At 63.8% G+C, this 24,123-nt stretch carries 26 protein-coding genes, 1 tRNA gene and 1 pseudogene; 18 read left to right on the plus strand and 10 right to left on the minus strand.

All coding sequences use genetic code 11. The annotated features are described in order from the left end of the window. Positions 1–175: 175 nt before the first annotated feature. From PNO31109_RS13865 to tatC, 11 genes are all read left to right on the plus strand, one after another. Positions 176–802, plus strand: a complete 627-nt coding sequence (locus tag PNO31109_RS13865) for a MarC family protein (RefSeq protein WP_150556075.1) — start codon at positions 176–178, stop codon at positions 800–802. Then, a complete protein-coding gene (gene hisH, locus PNO31109_RS13870; RefSeq protein WP_150556076.1) occupies positions 799–1,437 on the plus strand; it encodes an imidazole glycerol phosphate synthase subunit HisH in 639 nt (212 codons plus the stop codon). Before PNO31109_RS13865 ends, hisH begins: the two co-directional genes overlap by 4 nt. A 194-nt stretch (positions 1,438–1,631) precedes the next feature. Further along, complete coding sequence (gene hisA, locus PNO31109_RS13875) at positions 1,632–2,381, plus strand: 1-(5-phosphoribosyl)-5-[(5-phosphoribosylamino)methylideneamino]imidazole-4-carboxamide isomerase (protein WP_150556077.1); 750 nt, start codon at positions 1,632–1,634, stop codon at positions 2,379–2,381. Positions 2,382–2,419: 38 nt separating this feature from the next. Continuing rightward, entirely contained in the window at positions 2,420–3,193 is a 774-nt protein-coding gene (gene hisF, locus PNO31109_RS13880; protein WP_150556078.1) for an imidazole glycerol phosphate synthase subunit HisF, read from the plus strand. A 17-nt stretch (positions 3,194–3,210) separates the two neighbouring features. Further along, on the plus strand, positions 3,211–3,609 hold the full coding sequence (hisI, locus tag PNO31109_RS13885) for a phosphoribosyl-AMP cyclohydrolase (protein ID WP_150556079.1): 399 nt from the start codon (positions 3,211–3,213) through the stop codon (positions 3,607–3,609). Between the two features lie 5 nt (positions 3,610–3,614). After that, a complete protein-coding gene (locus tag PNO31109_RS13890) occupies positions 3,615–3,971 on the plus strand; it encodes a phosphoribosyl-ATP diphosphatase (protein WP_150556080.1) in 357 nt (118 codons plus the stop codon). 50 nt (positions 3,972–4,021) lie between these two features. Next, complete coding sequence (locus tag PNO31109_RS13895; protein ID WP_241014232.1) at positions 4,022–4,426, plus strand: DUF4870 family protein; 405 nt, start codon at positions 4,022–4,024, stop codon at positions 4,424–4,426. A gap of 53 nt (positions 4,427–4,479) precedes the next feature. Then, positions 4,480–4,854, plus strand: a complete 375-nt coding sequence (locus tag PNO31109_RS13900) for a histidine triad nucleotide-binding protein (protein ID WP_150556081.1) — start codon at positions 4,480–4,482, stop codon at positions 4,852–4,854. Between the two features lie 386 nt (positions 4,855–5,240). After that, positions 5,241–5,486 carry a Sec-independent protein translocase subunit TatA gene (tatA, locus tag PNO31109_RS13905; protein ID WP_039406229.1) on the plus strand — a complete coding sequence of 82 codons (246 nt, stop codon included), beginning with the start codon at positions 5,241–5,243 and terminating at the stop codon, positions 5,484–5,486. Between the two features lie 12 nt (positions 5,487–5,498). Beyond that, positions 5,499–6,032 carry a Sec-independent protein translocase protein TatB gene (tatB, locus tag PNO31109_RS13910; protein ID WP_150556082.1) on the plus strand — a complete coding sequence of 178 codons (534 nt, stop codon included), beginning with the start codon at positions 5,499–5,501 and terminating at the stop codon, positions 6,030–6,032. A gap of 78 nt (positions 6,033–6,110) precedes the next feature. Beyond that, positions 6,111–6,899, plus strand: coding sequence for a twin-arginine translocase subunit TatC (gene tatC / locus PNO31109_RS13915; protein WP_150556083.1), 789 nt, complete (start codon positions 6,111–6,113; stop codon positions 6,897–6,899). A gap of 206 nt (positions 6,900–7,105) precedes the next feature. Here the strand turns inward: tatC and PNO31109_RS13920 are convergent, their stop codons facing one another. Beyond that, the gene (locus PNO31109_RS13920) at positions 7,106–8,323 is read right to left on the minus strand and encodes a Do family serine endopeptidase (protein ID WP_150556084.1); all 1,218 of its coding nucleotides are present in this window, start codon (positions 8,321–8,323) and stop codon (positions 7,106–7,108) included. 18 nt (positions 8,324–8,341) lie between these two features. On the opposite strand from PNO31109_RS13920, the gene PNO31109_RS13925 reads away from it, so the two are divergent. After that, the gene (locus tag PNO31109_RS13925) at positions 8,342–9,091 is read left to right on the plus strand and encodes a Nif3-like dinuclear metal center hexameric protein (protein WP_150556085.1); all 750 of its coding nucleotides are present in this window, start codon (positions 8,342–8,344) and stop codon (positions 9,089–9,091) included. Between the two features lie 124 nt (positions 9,092–9,215). Here PNO31109_RS13925 and mscL read toward each other — a convergent pair whose 3' ends face one another. Further along, positions 9,216–9,662 carry a large conductance mechanosensitive channel protein MscL gene (mscL, locus tag PNO31109_RS13930; RefSeq protein WP_150556179.1) on the minus strand — a complete coding sequence of 149 codons (447 nt, stop codon included), beginning with the start codon at positions 9,660–9,662 and terminating at the stop codon, positions 9,216–9,218. A gap of 418 nt (positions 9,663–10,080) precedes the next feature. On the opposite strand from mscL, the gene petA reads away from it, so the two are divergent. The 6 genes from petA to PNO31109_RS13960 all read left to right on the plus strand — a co-directional run bounded on the left by petA (position 10,081) and on the right by PNO31109_RS13960 (position 14,256). Next, entirely contained in the window at positions 10,081–10,695 is a 615-nt protein-coding gene (petA, locus tag PNO31109_RS13935; protein ID WP_150556086.1) for a ubiquinol-cytochrome c reductase iron-sulfur subunit, read from the plus strand. Positions 10,696–10,697: 2 nt separating this feature from the next. Beyond that, positions 10,698–12,083: a cytochrome b gene (locus tag PNO31109_RS13940; protein ID WP_150556087.1), complete on the plus strand. Its 1,386-nt coding sequence runs from the start codon at positions 10,698–10,700 to the stop codon at positions 12,081–12,083. Between the two features lie 31 nt (positions 12,084–12,114). Continuing rightward, positions 12,115–12,834, plus strand: a complete 720-nt coding sequence (locus tag PNO31109_RS13945; RefSeq protein WP_150556180.1) for a cytochrome c1 — start codon at positions 12,115–12,117, stop codon at positions 12,832–12,834. Between the two features lie 83 nt (positions 12,835–12,917). Continuing rightward, positions 12,918–13,529: a glutathione S-transferase N-terminal domain-containing protein gene (locus PNO31109_RS13950; protein ID WP_039406214.1), complete on the plus strand. Its 612-nt coding sequence runs from the start codon at positions 12,918–12,920 to the stop codon at positions 13,527–13,529. A gap of 75 nt (positions 13,530–13,604) precedes the next feature. Further along, a complete protein-coding gene (locus PNO31109_RS13955) occupies positions 13,605–14,060 on the plus strand; it encodes a ClpXP protease specificity-enhancing factor (protein WP_150556088.1) in 456 nt (151 codons plus the stop codon). 120 nt (positions 14,061–14,180) lie between these two features. Then, positions 14,181–14,256, plus strand: a tRNA-Thr gene (locus tag PNO31109_RS13960). Between the two features lie 434 nt (positions 14,257–14,690). On the opposite strand, the gene PNO31109_RS13970 is transcribed toward PNO31109_RS13960, so the two are convergent. The 8 genes and pseudogenes from PNO31109_RS13970 to PNO31109_RS14005 all read right to left on the minus strand — a co-directional run bounded on the left by PNO31109_RS13970 (position 14,691) and on the right by PNO31109_RS14005 (position 24,123). Then, positions 14,691–16,436 (minus strand): AAA family ATPase, encoded by a 1,746-nt coding sequence (locus PNO31109_RS13970; protein WP_370750270.1) that lies wholly within the window; start codon positions 16,434–16,436, stop codon positions 14,691–14,693. Positions 16,437–16,452: 16 nt separating this feature from the next. After that, a pseudogene (locus PNO31109_RS13975) lies at positions 16,453–17,363 on the minus strand (aconitate B); the annotation flags it as partial. A 119-nt stretch (positions 17,364–17,482) separates the two neighbouring features. After that, a complete protein-coding gene (argE, locus tag PNO31109_RS13980; RefSeq protein ID WP_150556089.1) occupies positions 17,483–18,748 on the minus strand; it encodes an acetylornithine deacetylase in 1,266 nt (421 codons plus the stop codon). 23 nt (positions 18,749–18,771) lie between these two features. Further along, positions 18,772–20,175 carry an MFS transporter gene (locus PNO31109_RS13985; protein WP_150556090.1) on the minus strand — a complete coding sequence of 468 codons (1,404 nt, stop codon included), beginning with the start codon at positions 20,173–20,175 and terminating at the stop codon, positions 18,772–18,774. Positions 20,176–20,314: 139 nt separating this feature from the next. Further along, entirely contained in the window at positions 20,315–21,505 is a 1,191-nt protein-coding gene (locus tag PNO31109_RS13990; RefSeq protein ID WP_174966389.1) for a glycine C-acetyltransferase, read from the minus strand. After that, on the minus strand, positions 21,495–22,442 hold the full coding sequence (locus tag PNO31109_RS22165; RefSeq protein WP_150556092.1) for an aminotransferase class IV: 948 nt from the start codon (positions 22,440–22,442) through the stop codon (positions 21,495–21,497). Before PNO31109_RS22165 ends, PNO31109_RS13990 begins: the two co-directional genes overlap by 11 nt. Positions 22,443–22,450: 8 nt before the next feature. Then, positions 22,451–22,996, minus strand: coding sequence for a peptide deformylase (locus PNO31109_RS22170; protein ID WP_028730914.1), 546 nt, complete (start codon positions 22,994–22,996; stop codon positions 22,451–22,453). Then, complete coding sequence (locus PNO31109_RS14005) at positions 22,993–24,123, minus strand: branched-chain amino acid ABC transporter substrate-binding protein (RefSeq protein ID WP_217433185.1); 1,131 nt, start codon at positions 24,121–24,123, stop codon at positions 22,993–22,995. Before PNO31109_RS14005 ends, PNO31109_RS22170 begins: the two co-directional genes overlap by 4 nt.

Raw genomic sequence — 24,123 nt, forward strand, 5'->3', positions numbered from 1 at the left:
TGGGGCCAATGAGGCCAATGGGGCCAATGCGGCCAGTGGGGGCCAGTGAGCCGGGCAGAGCGGGCGGTGCCTGCCGTTGCTGGGCAGCCCGCCGGGCGCGACACCCTGCAAGACGCATCATCGACCGGCCGGATGCCGCCGCCATCTGGCTTTACGACGTCCTGACGACGCCCCTATGACGCTTGATGCCTTCAAGTTCTTCATCTCGCTGCTGGCGCTGATCAACCCGCTGGGTGCGATCCCGCTGTTCATCAGCCTGACGTCCACGCAGACGCGCGAAGAGAAGCGGCATACGATCGACATTGCGGCCATTGCCGTGGCGCTGGTCGTGGCGGGATCGGGCCTGTTCGGCGAGTCGATCATCCGGTTCTTCGGCATTTCGATCGCGTCGCTCGAAGTCGGCGGCGGGGTGATCATGCTGCTCATGGCGGTCAACATGATCAACGCGCAGACCGGCAACACGCGCGCGACCGCCGAGGAGCGCCACGAGGCGGAGGAGCGGCCGAACATCGCCGTGGTGCCGCTGGCGATTCCGCTGCTCACCGGGCCGGGCACGATCAGCACCGTGATCATCTACTCGGGCCGCGCGCATGGCTGGGCGCAGATCCTGGCGCTCGTCGCGATCGGGGCAGGGGTGGGCGCGGTGTGCTGGGTGGCGCTGCGCAGCGCCGGGCGCATCGAGGGCTGGCTCGGTCGCACGGGCATCAATATCGGCACGCGCCTGATGGGGTTGATCCTCTCGGCGCTGGCCGTGGAATTCATTATCGATGGTTTGAAAATACTGCTGCCGGGTTTGAGATGAACAAGATTGCGATTGTCGACTACGGGATGGGCAACCTGCGCTCGGTCTACCAGGCGCTGCGTGCCGCCGCGCCGCAGGCCGACGTGAGCATCAGCAGCGACGCCGCCGAGATTCGCGCCGCCGACCGCGTGGTGCTGCCGGGACAGGGCGCGATGCGCGACTGCATGGGCTGTCTGAACGAATCGGGGCTGCGCGAAGCGGTGCTCGAGGCGGCCGCCACGAAGCCAATGTTCGGCGTGTGCGTGGGCGAGCAGATGCTCTTCGACGTCTCGGAAGAGGGCAACACGCCGGCGCTCGGCCTGTTGCCGGGGCGCGTGGTGCGCTTCGAGCTCGACGGGCGGGTGCAGGACGACGGCTCGCGCTTCAAGGTGCCGCAAATGGGCTGGAACCGCGTGCGCCAGACCCAGTCCCACCCGATCTGGGCGGGTGTGGCCGACGACAGCTACTTCTACTTCGTGCACAGCTATTACGTTGTGCCGGCAAAGCCCGAACTGACGGCCGGCGAGACGGTCTACGGCGTGCCCTTTACCTGTGCAGTGGCTAAAGATAATATCTTCGCCACCCAGTTTCACCCGGAAAAGAGCGCCCAGGTGGGTCTTGCCCTTTATCGCAATTTTGCGCAGTGGAAGCCCTGAGCGTCACCCGTGCGGCGCACCGGCGCCCGGGGTGCCTTCCAGAGCGTACTCCCTGTCACCGCTTATACTGTGTGTCATGTTGATGAAACCGATCCCGACGTGCCGGCCCCCGGCAGGGCAGGGGTCGGTTTCGTGTTGTCCGCGTAAATTGCGAATATCTTTTTCTTCCCACTAGCGACGTTTCACGATTGCCTATGCTGCTCATCCCGGCCATCGACCTTAAAGACGGTCAATGTGTTCGCCTCAAACAAGGCGACATGGATCAAGCCACCGTATTCTCGGAGGACCCCGCTGCAATGGCCCGACACTGGGTCGAGCAAGGCGCGCGCCGCCTCCATCTGGTGGACTTGAACGGCGCATTCGTCGGCAAGCCGCGCAACGAGGCGGCCATCCGCTCGATCATCCAGGAAGTCGGCGCCGATATCCCGGTGCAACTGGGCGGCGGCATTCGCGACCTGAATACCATCGAACGCTATCTGGACGACGGGCTGTCGTATGTGATCATCGGCACGGCGGCGGTGAAGGATCCGGGCTTCCTGAAGGACGCCTGCAGCGCGTTCGGCGGCCACATCATCGTGGGGCTCGACGCCAAGGACGGCAAGGTCGCCACCGACGGCTGGAGCAAGCTGAGCGGCCACGAAGTCGTGGATCTGGCGCGCAAGTTCGAAGACTACGGCATCGAGTCGATCATCTACACCGACATCGGCCGCGACGGCATGCTCCAGGGCATCAACATCGACGCGACCGTGCGCCTTGCGCAGTCGGTGAGCGTGCCGGTGATCGCCAGCGGCGGCCTGTCGAACCTCGAAGACATCGACGCCCTGTGCAAGGTCGAGAGCGAGGGCATCGAAGGCGTCATCTGCGGCCGCGCGATTTACTCGGGCGACCTGAACTTCTCGTCGGCGCAAACGCGTGCGGACGAGCTTTCCGAAGGAGCGGCATAAGCGGGGCGCCGGCTGCGGCCGTCTCGCGTGCCAACATCATGGCTCTCGCTAAACGCATCATCCCGTGTCTGGACGTGACGGCCGGCCGCGTGGTCAAGGGCGTCAACTTCGTCGAACTTCGCGACGCGGGCGACCCCGTGGAGATCGCTCGCCGTTATGACGAGCAGGGCGCCGACGAACTGACGTTCCTCGATATTACGGCGACCTCCGACGGCCGCGACCTCATCCTGCCCATTATCGAGGCGGTGGCCGCGCAGGTCTTCATCCCGCTCACCGTGGGCGGCGGGGTTCGCGAAGTGGCCGACGTGCGTCGCCTGCTCAACGCCGGCGCGGACAAGGTCAGCATGAACTCGTCGGCCGTGGCGAATCCGCAACTGGTCGCCGACGCGGCGTCCAAGTACGGCTCGCAGTGCATCGTCGTGGCAATCGACGCCAAGCGCGTCTCGGCCGACGGCGAAGCGCCGCGCTGGGAAGTCTTTACCCACGGCGGGCGCAAGGGCACGGGCCTGGACGCCGTGGAGTGGGCACGCCGCGTCGAAGCCCTGGGCGCGGGCGAGATCCTGCTCACCAGCATGGACCGCGACGGCACGAAGAGCGGCTTCGACCTGGCGCTCACGCGCGCCGTGTCGGACGCCGTGAGCATTCCCGTCATCGCCTCGGGCGGCGTGGGCTCGCTGGCCGATCTGGCCAACGGCGTGACCGAAGGGCATGCCGACGCCGTTCTCGCCGCGAGCATCTTCCACTACGGCGAGCACACCGTCGGCGAGGCCAAGCGCTTCATGGCCGACAAGGGTATTTCGGTGCGGCTCTGAACGGGAATCGAAGCATCATGACGCAAGACTGGCTGGACAAGGTAAGTTGGGACGCACAGGGGCTCGTGCCCGTGATCGCGCAGGAAGTCGGCAGCAACGACGTGCTGATGTTCGCCTGGATGAATCGCGAGGCGCTCGCGCGCACGGTCGAGACGGGCGAAGCCGTCTACTACTCGCGCTCGCGCAAGCGCCTGTGGCACAAGGGCGAGGAATCGGGGCACGTGCAGAAGGTGCACGAGATCCGGCTGGACTGCGACGAGGACGTGGTGCTGCTCAAGGTCGAGCAGATCGACGGCATTGCGTGCCACACCGGCCGCCATTCCTGTTTCTTCCAGAAGTTCGAGGGCAGCGCCGGGGATGGCCGTTGGGTCACCGTCGAGCCGGTGCTCAAGGACCCGCACAAGATCTACAAGTGACCGCCATGAACGATACGCTCGCGCGTGTTGCCGAAGTGATCGCCTCGCGCAAGGGCGGCGATCCCGACAAATCCTACGTCGCCCGCCTGTTTCACAAGGGCGATGACGCCATCTGCAAGAAGATCGGCGAAGAGGCCACCGAGGTGGTGCTCGCGGCGAAGGACATCCGCATTGGCGGCGCGGCCGACCCGCGCCAGAAGCTCGTCAACGAAACCGCCGATCTGTGGTTTCACTGCATGGTGTTGCTCGCCCACCACGACCTGAGCCCGAACGAAGTGCTCGCCGAGCTGGCGCGCCGCGAGGGGCTCTCCGGCCTCGTGGAGAAGGCCCAGCGGGGCACGCGCGGCGAGCACGCGGACTGACGCCGACCCCAGGCCGATATGTCGCGCAGGCTTGCGCGAGGAGACGTTGCATGAACGACCCGCACATTCCCGGCTCGCCGGGCAGCACCGACAACCCCTACGTCGCGACGGTGCCCAGCGCCGAGCAGGAGCGCGCGCTGCGCAAGCTCACGCACGTGCTCTACGCGCTCTATGCGCTGTTCTGGCTCACGGGCGGCGTGACCGCCATCGTTGCGATCATCGTCAATTACGTCAAGCGCGACGACACCGTTGGCACGCTCTACGCTTCGCACTTCACGTGGCAGATCCGCACGTTCTGGTGGTCGGTGGTCTGGGGCGTGCTGGGCGTGGCGCTGGCCGTGGTGATGGTCGGCTTCGCCATACTCTGGGTGCTAGGCATCTGGACGCTGTATCGCATCGTCAAGGGCTGGCTCTATCTGAACGACAGCAAGCCCATGTACGCCGCGCGCGCCTGAGGACGCCCTCCGCCGCGCAGATTCATTCGGGAATTCGAGAGGAAGACACACGCATGACGCACGAGAACTGTATCTTCTGCAAGATCGTCGCCGGGCAGATTCCGAGCGCACAGGTCTATGCCGACGAGGACGTGGTGGTGTTCAAGGACATCAACCCGGCTGCCGATCTCCATCTGCTCATGGTGCCGCGCAAGCACATCGCCACGCTGCAGGACTGCCAGGCGCAGGACCAGGCGCTGCTCGGCAAGATGATGCTGCTCGCGCCGAAGCTGGCCGCCGAGCAGGGCTATCGTTTCGATGGCAACACCGGCAACATCGACGGCAACGGCTTTCGCGTGGTGACCAACACCGGGCCGGGCGGCGGGCAGGAGGTTTATCATTTGCACATGCACATTCTGGCCGGGCCGCGCCCGTGGAAGCGCATGTAACGGCGGGAGACGGCCGGATGTGGCGGGTGTGGCGGATGTGGCGGGCCCGCGAGGCGCGACAGTAGCAGTGACGGCGACCGCCACGGCGGCACGGGGGCGGGCGGGGTGCCGAATCGCCGAATCGCCGAATCGCCGCACCGGCCTCGCGCGAGGCGCATCGGCCGCGCATGGCGAATCGTTTCACGAAACATTTATTTCTACCCGGTGTCCGGCCCGGTTACGATGCTGGACGTGACGCACGATGTGCCACAATGGGGCATGTTGCTGCGGACACGGGGGCAGAAATGGCGCATAGCCGTTATGGCGCACAGCCGTTCCGCGGGCATGTGGGCTCGACAAGATCCCGGCGCGAGGCGACCGGGGTGGGAAACGCAAGGAGAGTGGTCATGGGTTCGTTGAGTATTTGGCACTGGCTGATCGTGCTGGTGATCGTGATGATGGTTTTCGGCACCAAGAAGCTGCGCAACATCGGCAGCGATCTGGGCGGTGCGGTCAAGGGCTTCAAGGACGGCATGAAGGAGGGCGAAGGCGCTCCCGGCGCTAAGGAAGATCCGGCGAGCGCCAAGGAACTGCGCGATTCGACCACCATCGACGTGCAGGCCAAGGACGCCAGCAATCACAAGCAAGGCTGAGTTCGCGTCGACATGATCGATCTCGGCCTTTCCAAACTGATGTTGATCGGCGTCGTGGCGCTGGTCGTGATCGGTCCCGAGCGCTTGCCGAAGGTGGCTCGCACGGCGGGCGCGCTCTTCGGCCGCGCACAGCGTTACATCAACGACGTGAAGGCCGAGGTCAGCCGCGAGATGGAGCTCGACGAGCTGCGCAACATGCGCCACGAGTTCGAGGACGCCGCCCGCAGCGCGCAGAACACCATTCAAAAGCAGCTGCATGAGCAGGAAGCGTCCTTGAACGAGGCCTGGGCGAGCGCCACGGGCACGTCGACGTCGGACGGCAGCGGCAGCGATGCGGCAACCGGTTCCGACAGTTACCTCGCCGAGCCGGTGGTGACCTCCGGTTATCGTGCGTCCGCCAGGCGCCGCAACTGGCGCGTGCGGCGCGCGGCAACGCCCGTGTGGTTCAAGCAGGCCAGCGCGACGCGCACGCGAGTGCAGTCCGGGGCGGCGCGCGTGGCGCGTCACACGCCGGCCAAGCTGCGCCGGCCGATCAAGTTCTTCTGAGGTTGCCGCGCACCGCACTGCACGCCATCGGGCACACCCACGGGTACGGTAAGTGGCATCATTCCTGGATAAGTCGACGTGAGCGACGAGAAGCAAATCCCCGCAGGGGGTACCGAAGAGACTTTCATCTCGCACCTGATCGAGTTGCGCAACCGCATCATTCGCGCGGGCGCCTCGGTGATCGTAGTGTTCCTTTCGCTCGTCTACTGGGCGCCGGACATCTTCCGGTTGCTGGCCCGCCCGCTGATGCAGTCGCTGCCGGCCGACGGCAAGCTCATCGTTACCGACATCACCGGCTCGTTCTTCGTACCGATGAAGGTCACGCTGATGGTGGCCTTCGTGATTGCGCTGCCCATCGTGCTCTATCAGGCATGGGCGTTCGTCGCGCCGGGGCTGTACCAGCACGAGAAGAAGCTCGTCATGCCGCTGGTCGTGAGCAGCTACACGCTCTTTCTGGTCGGCATGGCGTTCGCGTACTTCCTCGTCTTTCCGACGGTTTTCCACTTCATCGCGCACTACAACGCGCCACTTGGCGCGGAGATGAACACCGATATCGACAATTACCTGAGTTTCGTCCTGACCATGTTCCTATGTTTCGGGGTGACGTTTGAGGTGCCGGTCGTGGTGGTCGTGCTCGCGCGCATGGGCGTGGTGAGCATCGACAAACTCAAGCAGGTGCGCCCCTACGTGGTGGTGGGCGCCTTCGTGCTGGCCGCCGTGGTGACGCCGCCTGACATCCTTTCGCAATTGATGCTGGCCGTTCCGCTCTGCATCCTGTACGAACTGGGGCTGATCGCGGCGCGTTTGTTCGTCAAGCAAGGCAAGGCGACGGACGAGAGCGAGCAGAACGGCGAGGCCACGCCGTAGGCAAGCGCGGGCCTTGCCGGCGTCGAGGGCACGGCTCGAAGAACCGGCGGCGAATGGAGCGGCAATGGGCGCCGGGAGAGGCCCTGGCCTGCCGTCCGTCAGCCGCCGCGCGCGGTGCGCCATCGCTCAAAAACGGAACGGCCGCGCCGAAGCGCAGCCGTTCGTTCTTGCCGATCCGAGGCACGGTGGGGGGATCGACGGTCAGGTCAGTCGCTGCTGTTCTCGTCGCTGCCGTCGTCCTCGTCCTGCACCGGCCGCTTGGGCGGTGGCGGGCGCTTGCCGATCGTCACCATCAGGTCGAGCTCCTTCTTCTTGCGCGTGACGTGCAGCTTGGCTTGCGTGCCCGGCTTGATCTGCGCGATGACGTTGAGCAGTTCGGTGGTGTCGCGGATCGCGTCGCCGTCGACTTTCGTCAGGATGTCGCCCGGCTGCACGCCAGCCTTGTCGGCCGGCCCGCCCTGGACCACGCCGGCGATGATCACGCCGGAGTCCTGTTGCAGGCCGAACGACTCGGCGATGTCCGAGGTGATGTCCTGCGGCTCGACGCCGACCCAGCCGCGCGTGACGGTTCCCGTGGTAATGATGCTCTCGAGCACCGAGCGCGCCGTCGACACCGGAATCGCGAAGCCGATACCCATGTTGCCGCCGCTGCGCGAGTAGATCGCCGTGTTGATGCCGAGCAGGTTGCCGTTCACGTCGACCAGCGCGCCGCCCGAGTTGCCGGGATTGATGGCCGCATCCGTCTGAATGAAGTTCTCGAACGTGCTGATGTCGAGGTGGTTGCGCCCGAGCGCGCTGATAATGCCCATGGTGACCGTCTGGCCCACGCCGAACGGGTTGCCGATGGCCAGCACCACGTCGCCCACGCGCACCTGGTCCATGCGGCCGAGCGTGATGGCGGGCAGGTTGTCCAGCGTGATCTTGAGGACGGCCAGATCCGTTTCGGGGTCGCTGCCGACGAGCTTGGCGCGGGCCTTGCGACCGTCGGCGAGGGCGACTTCGATCTCGTCGGCGCCGTCCACCACGTGATGATTCGTGAGAATATAGCCTTCGCTGCTCACGATCACGCCCGAGCCGAGGCTCGACACCGGGTCTTGCCGCACCGTGCCACCGCCGTCGCCGAAGAAGTAGCGGAACAGCGGATCATCGAGGCGCGGGTCGCGGTTCTGCTTTTGCTCCTTGCTGGAAAAAATGCTGACGACCGCGGGCATGGCTTTTTGCGCGCCATCGGCGTATGAGCCGGCTGCCGGCTTGTCCGACAGGCTCGGGGCGACTTCCTGCAAGGCGATGATCGGATTGGCGAGTTGCTTGCCGAACGAACCCTGGCGTTGCAGCCACTGCGGCTTGAGGGTGGCGATGATGAAAAGCAACGCAAGCAGCACGGTGACCGCTTGCGCGAACAGTAGCCAGAAGCGTCTGAGCATGAAAGAGCGAGGCCTTATATGAATCGTGTTGAACTGGAATTGTATCTGAACGATACCCTGCAAATCGGGCAATTTCGCGATTACTGCCCGAATGGCCTGCAGGTCGAAGGCCGCGGCGAGATCAGGAAAATCGCCAGCGGCGTGAGCGCGAGCCTGGCATTTCTCGAAGCCGCCCGGGACTGGGGCGCCGACGCCGTCCTCGTTCACCACGGCTATTTCTGGAAGAACGAGGATGCCCGCATTACCGGCATGAAGCGGCGTCGTCTGGGCGTGCTGATCGACAACGACATCAGCCTGTTTGCCTTTCATCTGCCGCTGGACGCCCATCCCGAGTTCGGCAATAACGCACAACTGGGCAAATCGCTCGGTTTCGCCGACGATGGCGGCCGTTTCGGCCCGGATCAGCTCGGCTGGCTGGGCGCACCCGAGCAGCCGATGACCTTGGCCGCGCTGGCGTCCCATGTCGAGGCCCGTCTGGGCCGCACGCCGCTGATGCTAGGCGAGCCCGGGCGCGAAGTGCGACGCGTGGCGTGGTGCACCGGCGGAGCGCAGGGCTTTTTCGAAGCGGCCATCGCGGCCGGGGCCGACGTCTACATCAGCGGCGAAGTGTCCGAACCGACCACCCATCTGGCGCGCGAGAGCGGCGTGGGGTATCTGGCGGCGGGGCATCACGCGACCGAGCGCGGGGGCGCAAGGGCGCTGGGCGAACATGTCGCCGCACGCTTCGGGCTCGAGCATCGGTTTTTCGACATCCCGAATCCGGTCTGACCGTCCGCGGGTCAGGGCCGGGCGCAGCCGGGGCGCGAGGCACCCCGGCGGGCGGAGGCAAAGGGGCCGGAAGGGAAGAAAAGGGAATAAAAGGGAATAAAGGAAAAGGGCGGGAACGCCGGGATCAGCCGTTCTGCCTCTTGAGGCTGTCGCGAATTTCGCGCAGCAAAACGATGTCCTCCGGCGTGGGCGCCGGGGCTTCGGGCGCTGCCGGGGCCGGGCGCTTGAGGCGGTTGATCTGCTTGACCATCACGAAAATGATGAAGGCCAGGATCAGGAAGTTCAGCGCGACGGTGATGAAGTTGCCGTAGCCGAAGACTGCCACGCCGGCCTTGGTCAGGTCGGCATAGGACGCCGGGTTGCCCTTGAAGTCGGGAGGGATCGATCCGAGAAGAATGAATTTGCTGGAGAAGTCGAGCCCGCCGAAGATGGCGCCGACGACCGGCATGATGAGGTCTTTGACGACCGAATCGACGATCTTGCCGAAGGCGCCGCCGATAATGACACCGACGGCCAGGTCGATCACATTGCCTTTGACGGCAAATTCCTTGAATTCCGACATGAAGCTCATGCCATTCCTCCGCTGTTTTGATGAGTCGCCGGGGACAGCACTGCTGCGCCAGCCCTCATGAATTGGCATTGATTGTTACCGGCAGTGGCCGGGGGGCTGAAAGGCAACGGCATCGGCGGCATCGGTCGATGTCACGCGTTTGCCATAGGTCTGGCCCGATGTCGCCGGGGCGAGACAGGGAAAATGATGACTAAATGTCGTGCACGCGTCAACGAAAGCGGCGATCATAGCGGTTCTCGTGCAGCATCCCAGAAGCGAAACCCCGGGTGGCCGCCGGCCACCCGCAGGGTGCGTCAATCCTTTGAAAATACGCGAAAACCACTAGGAGGCTGGGGCGTTTTGCCGTTGTTTCAGGCATTTGCGCTCGCGTATGATTTAAGGTTGACGGAAATACAAATTCAACCGTGTGGGGCTTGTGATGAGTGACAATCAAGAAAAGGCCGTCGACAGTAGCCGCCGGAATCTGCTGATTGCAACGTCCGTAGCTGGAGGCGTGGGCGGCGTTGCAACTCTGGTTCCTTTCGTCAGTTCCCTCGAACCCTCGGAGCGCGCCAAGGCAGGCGGGGCGCCAGTCGAGGCCGACATCAGCAACCTCAAGCCCGGTGAGAAGATGACCGTGGCGTGGCGCGGCCTGCCCGTGTGGATCGTGCGCCGCACCCCCGAGGAGATGGCTTCGCTGTCCAAAGTGACGTCCGAGCTGGCCGATCCGGACTCCAAGGGAACGTTTTCCTACCCGATGCCCGAGTATTGCAAGAACGCGTATCGTGCGCGTGCCGAGCACAAGGACGTGCTCGTGGTGGTCGGCATCTGCACCCACCTCGGCTGCATTCCTTCCGGCCCTTACCAGGCGAATGCCATTCCGGCGCTGGGCAAGGACCCGGGCTTCCTGTGCCCGTGCCACGGTTCCACCTACGATATGTCGGGCCGCGTGTTCAAGAACAAGCCGGCGCCCCTGAATCTCGACGTTCCCCGTTTCATGTTCGTGAACGACACCAAGATCGTGATCGGTAAAGACGAAAAAGGAGAAGCGTAATCATGGCCGCCGACAAACAGGTCGACACGACGGGCTTGCTGGGCTGGATCGATCGTCGGTTTCCGCTGACGCAGCTTTGGAAGGATCACGCCGCCGAGTATTACGCGCCCAAGAACTTCAACTTCTGGTATTTCTTCGGATCGCTGGCCATGCTGGTGCTGGTGATCCAGATTCTCACCGGCATTTTCCTGGTGATGAACTACAAGCCCGACGCCAACCTCGCGTTCGCCTCGGTCGAGTACATCATGCGCGAAGTGCCGTGGGGCTGGCTCATTCGCTACATGCACTCGACGGGCGCCTCGATGTTCTTCGTCGTGGTGTATCTGCACATGTTCCGCGGGCTGCTCTACGGTTCGTACCGCAAGCCGCGCGAGCTGGTCTGGGTGTTCGGCTGCCTGATCTTCCTGTGCCTGATGGCCGAAGCTTTCATGGGCTATCTGCTGCCCTGGGGGCAAATGTCGTACTGGGGCGCGCAGGTGATCGTGAACCTGTTCTCCGCGATTCCGTTCATCGGCCCCGACCTGTCGCTGTGGATTCGCGGCGACTACGTGGTGTCCGACGCCACGCTCAACCGCTTCTTCGCGTTCCATGTGATCGCCATCCCGCTGGTGCTGATCGGGCTGATCGTCGCGCACATCATTGCATTGCACGAAGTCGGCTCCAACAACCCCGACGGCGTGGAGATCAAGGACAAGAAGGACGCCAACGGCCGGCCGCTCGACGGAATTCCGTTCCATCCGTACTACACCGTGCACGACATCATGGGCGTGGGCGTATTCCTGATGGTGTTCTCGGCGATCGTCTTCTTCGCGCCGACGATGGGCGGCTACTTCCTCGAGGCGAACAACTTCGTGCCGTCCGATCCCCTGAAGACGCCGCCGCACATCGCGCCGGTCTGGTATTTCACGCCGTTCTACTCGATGCTGCGCGCGACGACCGACGACTTCAAGCATGTGCTGATGGCGCTGGCGGTGATCGTCACGGCGGTGTGGTGGATCAAGGGCAAGGCGGCCGCGACCACCAAGGTGGCGGCCTCCGGCGGCGTGGTGCTGCTGTTGCTCGCGATGTATCTGACCGAAGCCAAGTTCTGGGGCGTGGTCGTGATGGGCGGCGCGGTAGTGACGCTCTTCTTCCTGCCGTGGCTCGACAAGAGCCCGGTGAAGTCCATTCGTTACCGTCCGGGCTTCCACAAGGTGCTGTTGGGTATTCTCGTCGTCGTTTTCGCGGTGCTGGGCTATCTGGGGATTCAGGAACCGACCCCGGTGAAGACCGCGATCTCGCAGGTCGGCGCGCTGTATTACTTCGGGTTCTTCTGGCTGATGCCGCTCTGGAGCAAGCGGGGCGCGTTCAAGCCGGTGCCGGATCGCGTGACGTTTGCGGCGCATTGAGCGCACTGAATCGACGACTAGGGATATCAAGATGAAAAAACTGTTGCTCATCCTGGCGCTCCTCAGTGGTTTCGCGGCGCCGGCCATGGCTGAAGAGGGGGCGGCGCTGGACACGGCGCCGAACCGGATCGACGATCTGGCATCGCTGCAGCGGGGCGCGAAACTGTTCGTGAACTACTGCCTGAACTGCCATTCGGCGGCCTCGATGCGGTATTCGCGGCTCAAGGACCTGGGATTGTCGGAAGCCGACATCAAGAACAATCTGCTTTTCACGACCGACAAGGTGGGCGAGACGATGACCGTGGCCATGCGCGCGGCGGACGCCAAGGCGTGGTTCGGCTCGGCCCCGCCGGACTTGTCGGTGGAGGCGCGGGCGCGCGGCACGGACTGGCTTTATACGTACCTGCGGACCTTCTATCGGGACGATACACGCCCGACCGGCTGGAACAACCTGGCGTTTCCGAATGTGGGCATGCCGAACCCGTTCTGGCAGTTGCAGGGGCAGCGTGGATTGAAGCATGCGGAGGGCGCGCAGCATGGCCCGGTCCAATTCGTGCAGATTACGCAGGGGACGATGAAACCGGTGGAATTCGATTCTGCCGTGGCCGATCTGGTATCTTATCTGGATTGGATGTCGGAACCGGCGCAGCGCACGCGCCGGCAGTTGGGCGTCTGGGTTTTGTTGTTCTTGGGACTCTTTACGGTACTTGCCTGGCGCCTGAATGCGGCCTATTGGAAGGACGTGAAGTAAAATAACGTCTGTACGACGGGGCCAGGGTATGGGAAGCGTCGATTTCCCGCCCCGGCCCCGTTGGTTTTTAAGGAAGACGCGCTATGATGGTTTTGTACTCGGGCACGACGTGCCCCTTCTCCCAGCGTTGCCGGCTGGTTTTGTTCGAAAAAGGCATGGATTTCGAAATCCGTGACGTCGACCTGTTCAACAAGCCGGAAGACATTGCGGTGATGAACCCGTACGGTCAGGTGCCGATCCTCGTCGAGCGCGATCTGATTCTGTACGAATCGAACATCATCAACGAGTACATTGACGAGCGATTCCCGCATCCGCAACTGATGCCGGCCGATCCGGTGCAACGTGCTCGTGCGCGCCTGTTCCTGTTCAACTTCGAAAAAGAGTTGTTCGTGCATGTAAGCACGCTGGAGAACGACAAGGGCAAGGCGGCCGAGAAACTGCACGAGAAGGCACGTTTGTCGATTCGTGATCGCCTGACGCAGCTCGCGCCGATTTTCATGAAGAACAAATACATGTTGGGCGAGGAGTTCTCGATGCTCGACGTGGCGATCGCGCCGTTGCTGTGGCGTCTGGATCACTATGGCATCGAGTTGTCGAAGAATGCCGCGCCGTTGATGAAGTATGCCGAGCGGATTTTCAGCCGTCCGGCGTACATTGAAGCGCTGACGCCGTCCGAGAAGGTCATGCGTCGCTAATGCGTTGATTGCCCGCTGGCGGGGCCGGTCCGTCGATGGTGATGGACGGGGCTCGCGGCGGGGCGAGTTGGTCATATGCCTGAAACGTCTACCAAGCCTTACCTTTTGCGCGCGCTGTACGAGTGGTGTACCGACAACGGATACACGCCGTATCTGGCCGTGCATGTCGATGCCAAGACGCGTGTGCCGCGCGAGTTTGTGAAAGATGGCGAGATCGTGCTGAACATCAGCTTCGATGCCACGAGCGGGCTGCAGATGGGCAACGACTGGATTGAGTTCAGCGCTCGTTTCGGCGGCATTTCACAGAAGGTGGAAGTGCAGGTGTCGAACGTGCTGGCGATTTACGCCCGCGAGAATGGCCAGGGCATGGCGTTCCCGGTCGACAAGCAGGCGTCTGCGGACGACGGTGCCGTGCTGGAAGCGGCACCGCCGGTGCAGACGTCCGACGATGACGATTCGGATCCTACGCGCCCAGGTGGCGGTGCGGCTGGCGGCAATGCCGGACGTGCTCGTCTGAAGGTGGTGAAGTAATCCGCGACGGGGGCCAGTGGAAGGGCGAGCGATCGCGATTTCGACGGCCTGCCGGGATGGACGATTTTGCACTCCCGGATCGCCGCAGTGACCGACGAATCGGTTACAATGTGCGACTTCGCCGGCTTAGCTCATCTGGTAGAGCAGTTGATTTGTAATCATCAGGTGGCGGGTTCGAGTCCTGCAGCCGGCACCATATACAACAAGGGGTTACGAGATTTTTCTTGTAACCCCTTGTTCATTTTTGCTGCTCATGTAACCGGTGTGTAACCCGATTTCCTCAATCCCGGTCAACGTCGTTTCGGTTACATGACATCCCCAAAGGGAGCTGACCAGGGTTGGCGCGAGTCGAGCTGCGTGCCGTATGGGTTGCCGCCGACATCGACGCCAGAGTAATCCTCGCTGGTCATCGGCAACCGACGCTGGCACGACGCCAGCGTCGGGGTGGGGGCCCGCCTTTTTTGCACTAATGTCAACGACAAAGACCCGTTGCCGACCTTGGGCACGTTGTGCCCGCCGGCCGCTCTGCAGTGCGGATTCAAAGATCGGATTTTCGCACCTTTTGACTTCGGGTCATGGTCCAACGACATTTGGGAGGGAAGTTCCGGGACCGGAGGCCACGCAAGTTAATCAGTCTCGCCCGAGTATGACTTTGACGTTGGCGAGAATCGTGTTCAGGTCAAGTCCTATACCTTCGTGTTCCTCGGTTACTAACAGAGTCCCCGCCCTTCCATCATCCGTTTCAGGTATCGGCAAACGAAGAATCCCGGCTTTACGGTAGGCAGCCTCTTTGCGTTCCCAACGTTTCCTGTACTCGTCGTCGGAGAGCATGCCGTTGTGCTCCCAGTACCAGACCGTGCCGGCATCCTCGTCACGAATTGTGAAATCAGGCAAACGCTCAATGCCGTCCAAAACGAGTGGCTGCTCGTACTGGTACTTGATGCCGGCGGCCTTCAGCTTGTCGGCGATGATCCATTCGGATTTTGATCTGACCAAATCGCCGTTTTCCGTCAAGTAGATCAGCTTCTCATCCAGGAATACCGACTTGTTCCGGACCTTGATTTCTACCGGCGCCGACGGTACGAAGAGATTTGTCATCCGTCGGTTGATCTCCGATGCTGCTTCTTGGCTGAAGTGCTGCAGATCCCGGAAGTCCCCTTGGTGAAGAATGATGATCTTGTCCCTCTGGCGTGTCAGGGCGGTGTACAGCATTTCACGTGTCAAGTTGCGGCAGGGGTTAGGGACCACAACAAAGGTTTTGCCGAACTCACTTCCCTGCGTCTTATGCACGGTCAGCGCATAGGCCAGTTCAAGCGGTGGCGTACTCTCCTGCGAATCGAATTCCCACGGCTTGTACTTGTAGGAAATCCCGGGCTGCGAGGCCAACTCAACTTCGACTTCGTAAGGCGCCCAATTTCTCGCCTTGGTCTTGCGGTGCCCGGTGACAATGCCGATGTCGCCGTTGGCAACGTAGGCATCATCCGTTTCCGGGTAGGTGTCGCGCCCGCTCTTGTTGATGACGTTGATAACTTTGTCGCCGTAGATAATTCCCTCTGGGCCCGCGGGGCTTGGGATCTTCTTGTTCCACCCCGTTTGAGCAGCCATCTTGAGGAAGGACTTTCTAAACTGCTGCTGCAGCGCCCGGTTGATAGCCGTGACACCCGCTTGATACTGCTTGACGGGTGAGAGGATTTGCCAAGCTTCGGCCTTCTTCGATGCTCCGGCCCGATCGTTGTACTGGGTATTGAAGAACACGGTTGAGCCGCCGTCGAACTCCGAATAGACGCCCCCCAGAGACTCTTCGAAAGTTACTTCATCCGTGATCGACTTGAGATTCAACTCAGTCTTCAGTTCGTCGAGCAGCAGCTGTTGAAGCTGATCTGGCTTATTCCAACGAACCAGTTTCACGAAGTTGGACTTCCCGGACGCCACCGTCTGCCAGATCTCATCGGCACCAGCATCTAGTGGTCGGCCGCTAAAAGACTGAGCAAGCAGCACGTCGTCGCGAACATCCCCCTCCCCAGCGCTTTGGCGCATGGTAACGGTCAGTTCCGCGAAGCACCCGGCAACGCGAGTTCGCAGGCTCTCGATATTGGCGGGCTTCAAGAAATTGACGATGTCCACGTAGGGCCGGCCTGCACCGATCGGCGGTAGCTGCTTTGGGTCGCCCACCAGAACCAGCCTGTCTACGCTTTCGACCGCGTCCAAAAGTGCCGCGAGTTGCTCCTCAGTCAGCATGGAGCATTCATCAATGATGACTGTGGCATGCACGGCCGAGCGGTCGGCATGCTCATTTACGAAGTACCGCCCGGTCTTACCGTCATACCGGTCCAGTCCATTCAAGAACTGGGCGACTGTCTTTCCTTGGCCAGCCATGCCGCTTGCCTGCTCCACCCATTTCCATCTGCGACACGTCGAGCTCGATCGGCAGCGCGCCGGCGTCTTCCATGGTGTTGTAGAAGATCGGAGCGATCTTGCTGCCCAGGCACACGCCGCCAAAGCGCTTGTTCGGAATGAACGGGATGTCCTGGCCCGTGAACCACAGCACCGAGTTGGTGGCGGACTTGCGCGAGGAACCCGTGCCCACCACATCACCCACATAGGCGACGAGATGGCCCTTTTCCTTGAGCGATTCGATGAACTTGACCGGGCCGCGCTTGCCGTCTTCTTCCGGGGTGATGCCCGGACGCGCGTTCTTGAGCATGGCGAGCGCGTGCAGCGGGATGTCCGGGCGGGTCGTGGCGTCCGGGGCCGGCGAGAGGTCGTCGGTGTTGGTTTCGCCCGGCACCTTGAACACGGTGATGGTCAGGCTTTGCGGCACTTCCGGGCGGCTCGTGAACCACTCGGCGTCGGCCCAGCTTTGCAGCACGGCGCGGGCGTTGGCATTGCCCTTGTCGGCCAGCTCCTTCACGTCATGGAACTGATCGAACATCAGCAGGGTGTTCTTCAGCGCGTCGGCCGCGACCGTGCCGACTTCGGCATCGGACAGCAGTTCGATCAGCGGCTGGATGTTGTAGCCGCCCAGCATGGTGCCGAGCAGTTCAGTGGCGCGGGCGCGCGAGATGAGCGAGCATGCGGTTTCGCCCTTGGCCACGGCGGCCAGGAAACCGGCCTTCACGCGGGCGGCTTCGTCCACGCCGGCGGGCACGCGATGGGTGATGAGATCAAGCAGCGTTTGCGCTTCGCCGGCAGGCGGATTGGTCAGCAGCTCGACCAGTTCAGCGGTCTGCTGCGCCGTCAGCGGCAACGGGGAATACCAAGCGCGGCGCGGGCGGCCACGTGAGCACGATAGTTTTCGAGCATGAGAAGACCTGCTGGTGGTGCGTTTCGGGGGAGGGTGTCAGACCTCCAAGGCTTTTTCCAATACTGCTTTTGCCCGAGATTTTAGTCCCTATGCCAGGTGCGGTCAAATGTCTTATGTCTTATATAAGAGTTGAGGCTCTGGTGGAAGGCGCGATGAGCTTCGACAGAAACCGTTCGCATCGGGCGATCTCGGCCAGCGCCACGAATTCGTCGGGCTGATGGGCCTGTTCGATGCTGCCGGGTCCGCAGACCACCGTCGGGATGCCGGCGCGCTGGAAGAAGCCGGCCTCCGTGCCGTAGGAGACCTTGCGGGCGGCGGTGTCGCGCGTGAGGGCGTGCATCAACTGCACGAAGGGCGCCGACGCGGGCGCCTTCATCGACGGCGGGGCGGCGATCTTCGTGAACCGGATGGTGGCGTTCGGATGCACCCGTGCCATCTCCGGAATGAGGGTCTGCGCGGCGAACGCCTCGATCCGGGCGAACACGGCGTCGGCGTCGACACCGGGCAGATTCCGGTATTCGAAGACAAATTCGCACGCGGCGGGAATCGTGTTCAGGGCGATCCCCCCTGAGATCGTGCCGGTCTGCGCCGTGCTGAACGGGACGTCGAAACCGTCGTCGTAGGGGCCGTTGGCCGCAAAGGCGTCCGCAACATCGCGAATGTGGCAAATCAGGCGCGCCGCATACTCGATGGCATTGACCCCGCGCGGCGTGAGCGAGGAGTGCGCCGCATGCCCGTGAACGCAGCAACGGTAGATATTGATGCCCTTGTGCGCGACGATCACGCGCATGCCGGTCGGCTCGCCCACCACGCAGCCCTGCGGCCGGATATTGCGGCGCGCCATGGCGGCGAGCATGGGCGAGACGCCGAGGCACCCGACCTCCTCGTCGTACGAGAAGGCGAGATGGACCGGCACCCCGGGTGGCGTTGCGCACCACGCCGGCACCCGACTCATGACGGTGCCGATGAAGCCCTTCATGTCGCACGCCCCGCGCCCGTAAAGGCGACCGTTTCGCACCGTCGGCGCGAACGGCGGGCTGTGCCAGTCCTGGCCGTCGACCGGCACCACGTCGGTATGCCCGGACAGCACGATGCCGCCTTGCGTGCGGCCGTCGCTCGCCGGCAGGGTGGCGAAGAGGTTGGCCTTGGCGCCGCTCGCGTCGTAGTCGAGCCAGGCATGCACCCCGTGGGATCGGAGGTCGTCGCGAACCGCTTCGATCAGGCCGAGATTGGACTGGCGGCTTGTCGTATCGATCGCGATCAGGCGCGAGATCCATTCGATGGCGGCGCTCGACGCCGGTTGCCCGGGGTCGTCGCGACGTGAGGCGGTGACGGTGTCGTTGTCGTTGTCGGTGGACGGGGGGATGGGTTTGGACGATGCCATGGGGGGAGTTCCTGTCGCGGGCGTCAGATCAATGCCGAGTGCGCCGTCTCGCGCGAGAGCCGCGATGCGACGAGGCTTGCGAGCGCCCCGGCGGCGATGTACCAGGTGAGCGAGAGCACATTGCCCGTGGTCCCGATGAGCCATGTCGCGACGAACGGGGCGAAGCCGCCGAAGATCGTGACGGAAATGTTGTAACTCAGCGAGATGGAGGTGGTGCGCACCGCGGCCGGATACAACTCGACCTGCCAGGCCGGGGCGGGTCCCGTCATCATCGCCATGAAGGTGGCGAGCAGGCACAGCGCACCGAGCACCGGCAGCGTGTGCGGATGGGCCGACATGAAGGCGAACAGCGGGTATGTGCCGACGAGAACGCACAGTGCGCCGGCGCTCATGAGCGGACGACGGCCCCACCGATCGGATAGTCGCCCCATCACCGGTGACAGGACCATGAAGCAGGCGATCTGCAGGCTCACGGCGGCCAGCGCCTCGCTCGCGGGCAGTCCCAGCGTGCGCGTCAGGTAGATGGGCATGTACAACAGGTAGAGATAGTTGGTGACGGTCCAGCCGATCGTGAAGAGGCTGCCGATGCCAAGGGCGCGGCGCTGCTCGCGCAGTGCGGTGCGAATGGGCGATGACGGAGACGTCCCGGCTTGCGCGCCGCCGCGCGGCGGCTCGTCGACGTTGCGCCGCAGCCAGAAGCCGAAGGTGCCGATGACGACCGCGCCCAGCACGAACGGCACGCGCCATCCCCAGTCATTCAGGGCCTGTGTCGACATGAACCAGGTCATGACGCCAGCGGTGAGCGAGCCCAGCAGCAGCGCGACGGCAAGGCTGGCCTGCTGCCAACTGCCGTACAGGCCGCGACGGTGCGCAGGTGCGTATTCGACGATGAAGCTCGTGGCGCCGCCCCATTCGCCGCCGGACGCGAAGCCCTGCAATACGCGCGCGATCACGATCGATATCGAGGCATACACGCCCGCCGTGTCGAACGCGGGCGTGAGGCCGATCATCGCCGTGCCGATCGCCATGAGCAGGATCACGACCAGCAGGGCGGCCTTGCGTCCCGCACGGTCGCCGTACGCCCCGAGAACGGCGGCACCCACCGGGCGCGCGACGAAACCCACGCCGAACGTGGCGATCGCGACGAGAAATGACGTCGATTCGCTGGCCGCCGGGAAAAAGTGATGGGCGATTTGTGGCGAGAAGTAGGCGTAGAGCACAAAGTCGTACCACTCGAGGATGTTGCCGAGCGAGGCGGCCACGACTGCGCGTCTGGCCTGTGTCTGTGTCGTGCGGCGGGTGCCTGTCGGACATGGCCTATCGGCGGCGCTACCCGGGATGTCGGTGACGGCGGCAGGAAGATGGGTGTCGGCCGGCGCGGCGGCGTGTGGCCAGTTGTCATGCGCTTGCGAAGGGTTCGAGTTCATGAGGCAACCTGATGAGTGGACAGGGAAGTACGCCCGTGAAGGGACAGGCCGCGTCCGAGGCTCGGACCGGCGCTGGCGACGACGGGAGGGGGAATGCGGCCGGCCTTGTGGCCGCTGGTGCGCGAACGCTTCCGCGGTGCTAGTGGCGCATCGAGCGGAATGCTTCCACGACCCGGTCGAGGTCGTCGTCGGACAGCGCGAGTGACGCCTGCAGCCGCAAACGGGCCTGCCCCTCGGGAACGACCGGGTACGAGAACGCTTGCGCCAGAATGCCGTGCTGCGCGAGCGCCGACGCGGCGGCCTGAGCACGTGCCGACGTTCCGAAGCGGACCGGCACGATCGGATGGTCGCCAGGGATGACATCGAAGCCTGCCGCTGTCAGGCGCTCGCGCAAATAGATGCTCATCGCTCGCAGGCGCGCGAAGTCGATCTGACCTTGTTCGATCAGGTCCAGGGCGCGAAGCGCGGCGGCGGCGATCGCGGGCATCAGGGCATTGGAGAACAGATAGGGGCGTCCGAACTGGCGCAGCGTATCGACCACGGCCTGCGGCCCCGCCACGAATCCGCCTGCCGCGCCACCCAGTGCCTTGCCGAGCGTGCCGACGAAAACGTCGACCGCGGCGGACTGCGCCTGCGCCTGGGCGGTTCCGCGCCCCGTCTCGCCGATGACCCCAATGCCATGCGAGTCATCCACGACGAAGAGTGCCTGGCGCTCTCGACACAGCGCGGCCAGGGCCTGGAGCGGTGCCTGCGTGCCATCCATGGAGAACACGCCGTCGCTCACCAGCAGACGTGCGCGGGCGTCGTTCGCTTCGTCGAAGGCCCGCGCGGCGCTGTCGACATCGCGATGCGCGTAACGAAAGCGGGCGGCCCGGCTCAGGCGTATGCCGTCGATGATGCTCGCATGATTGAGCGCGTCGGAGAACACGGCGTCCTCATCGCTCAACAGCGCCTCGAAGAGCGCGCCGTTGGCGTCGAAAGCCGAAGGGAACAGCGCGCATGCCTCGGTGCCGAGAAAGTCGGCCAGCCGTTGCTCCAGTTCCCAATGCAGCGCATGCGTGCCGCTGATGAAGCGAACCGAGGCCATGCCCAGGCCGAAGCGCGAAATGGCTTCCGTCGCCGCCTCGACGATGCGGGCGTCGCCAGCCAACCCGAGGTAATTGTTGGCGCACAGATTGAGATACCCGCGTGGCGCCTCGGCGGCGCTCGTGTGCGCGGTGATGCGGCCGCCCTGCGGCGAGCCGATCGCGATCTCGCGCTTGAGGGCGTGCCGCTCGACGAGCGCTTGCCGCCGGGCTTCGAGACGGGAGCGCAGCGCTTCAGCGAACACGATCCGCCCCGTCGTAGTCGACCGCCAGCGTCCAGGCCGGATCGTCGTGCCAATCCCAGTAGGTGCGAAAGATCGTCCGGGTCAGCTCGCCCGGCATGCCATTGCCGACGACGACGTCGTTCAGGCGCGTGACCGGCATGATGCCGCCTGCCGTCGACGTGATGAAGATCTCGTCGGCGTGACGCAGTTGTGCTTCGCTCACGTTGCCCGCGTGCACTTCGATGCCGAGTCGTTCGGCAATGTCGAACACCGTACGGCGGGTGATGCCATGCAGCACACCGCGCTCGGGCGTGTACAGGGCGCCTTCCTTGACTGCGAAGATGTTGAAGCCCGGGCCTTCGGCAACGTTGCCGTCCATGTCCTTGATGACGACGGTCTCCGCCCCGGCGTCGAACCCCTGGAATTGGGCGGTGACCAGATCGAGCCAGTGGTAGTTCTTGATCTGCGGGTCCACCGACTCCGGCGGGATCCGACGTACGGTATCGATCAGGTGCAGATGCAACCCTTCCTTGAGTTGCCGGGCGTTGGCCACCGAACCGTAGGGCACGGCGAACGCGACGAACTGGTTCGCGGCGTCGCGCGGGTCGCGGCTGAATGTCGGCGAGAGGCCGCGCGTGCACAGCATCTCGACGTAGGCGTTGCGCAGCCCTGAGCGTCGGACGCACTCGATGAGGATGTCGCGCAGCGCGTCGTCGTCGTACGCTACTCGCAAGCGCAACTTCTCGAGCGAGCGGCGGAATCTCGCGATATGCAAATCCAGCCGGAAGAACCTGCCATTCCAGACGTGCACGGTGTCGTAGGTCACGTCGGAGTGCAGCAACCCCCAGTCGAGCACGGAGATGCGGGCCTCGGACATGGGAAGGTATTGGCCGGCCATGAAGGCCGTGCCCGGGGGGTAGGTCAGACCGTCGATGCGGCCAACGTCGGGGCGGGTCATCACGTCTCTCACAGAGGTTGAGGAAAGTAGTCGACTTGTGCGGCGAAGGCCGCGCGGTGCGCCTCGAAGACCGTGCGGTGCACGACGGCGTTTTCGCCGACGGCGCGATCGAACGAGAGCTTGCCGTCGAGATGGTCGATCTCGTGTTGCAGCAGTTCGGATTCCGGGCGGCCGAGCGCCTGCCGGAGATGCCGCTCGCCGCGCATGTCCAGAAAGTCCACGGAGATCGACGCGAAGCGCGCCACCCGCACGAGCATGTCCGGAAAGCACATGCAGTCGTCCCAGAGCGTCATGCGTTCGCTGCTGGTCCACACGATCTGCGGATTGACGATGACGTCGGGCCATCCCGGCATGGCCAGTCCGATCATGCGTTTGCGAATGCCGATTTGCGGCGCGGCGATGGCGCGTCCGAAACCGTGTTCCGCCCGGAACGCCCGGATCGCCTCGCCCAGCGCGTTGGCTTCACGCACGACGACGGGGTCGTCCAGACGCGTGACCTCGGCGGCCACTTCGCGCAGGCCGGGCGATCCGACCCGGAGAATGTCGAGACTCATTTCGATACCTCGGTCAAAGCCATTTTCTTGCCTTCCTTGTAGGTGGAGATGGTGGCGGCCGGCTGGCGCAGATCGCCGCGCTCGTCAAATGCGATCTGCCCTGTGACACCGCTGAACGAAACGTGATGTAGCGCTTGCACGATCTTGTCGGGGTCCGTGGATTGCGCGGCGACGGCGGCGCGATAAATTGCGGTCATGGCGTCGTAGGCATAGGGGGCATAGAGCTGGACCGGCTCGCCGTACTTCTGGCGGAACTTCGCGGCGAACGCCGCGCCGCCCGGCATCTTGGCGAGGCTGCGTCCCCCGTCGGCACAGAAGAGATTGCCGTCGAGCGCGGCGCCCGCCAGCCGGATCATTTCAGCGGTGCAAAGTCCGTCGCCGCCGACCAGTGGCGCGGCAATCGAATATTGACGCATCTGCTTGAGCATCGGCCCGCCCTGGGCATCCATGCCGCCGAAGAAAATGGCGTCCGGATTTTCACGTTTGACGCGGGTCAGCACGGCCGAGAAGTCGAATGCCTTGTCGGTGGAATACTCGCGCGCCACGATCTTCGCCCCGGCCTTCTCGGCCTCGCGGGCAAAGACTTCGGCGATGCCCTGTCCGTAGGCGGTACGGTCGTCGATGACGGCGATGCGCCGCGCACGCAACTGCGTGGCGACGTATTGCGAGAGGGCCTGCCCGAGGTAATCGTCGTTGGCCAGCATGCGGAACGTGGTGTCGAAACCGAGGCGCGTGAACTCTGGGTTGGTGGCCGACGGCGTGAGTTCGGCGATGTGCTGTTGGGCGTAGATACGCGCCACGGCGATGGAGGTGCCGGAGTTCTGATGGCCGATCACGGCACTCACGCGGTTGTCGGCGAAGCGCTGCGCCACGGTGGTGGCGATGCGCGGGTCGGCGCCGTCGTCCTGCGCGTCGAGCGCGAACTGTACTGCCTTGCCGCCGATGACGGGATGCGTGGCATTGATCTCATCCATTGCCAGGCGAATGCCGCGCTCGCTGTCCTTGCCGAAGTGCGCCTGAGCGCCTGTGAGTGCGCCGGCATAGCCGATGGTCACCACCGTTTGCGCGTGCACGCTCAGGGTGCAAAGCATGGCCGCGGCGGCGGCGGCAAGGGCTTTCGGGAACAT

Origin of the sequence: Pandoraea nosoerga, from assembly GCF_902459585.1 — a bacterium.
Classification (GTDB): Bacteria; Pseudomonadota; Gammaproteobacteria; order Burkholderiales; family Burkholderiaceae; genus Pandoraea; species Pandoraea nosoerga.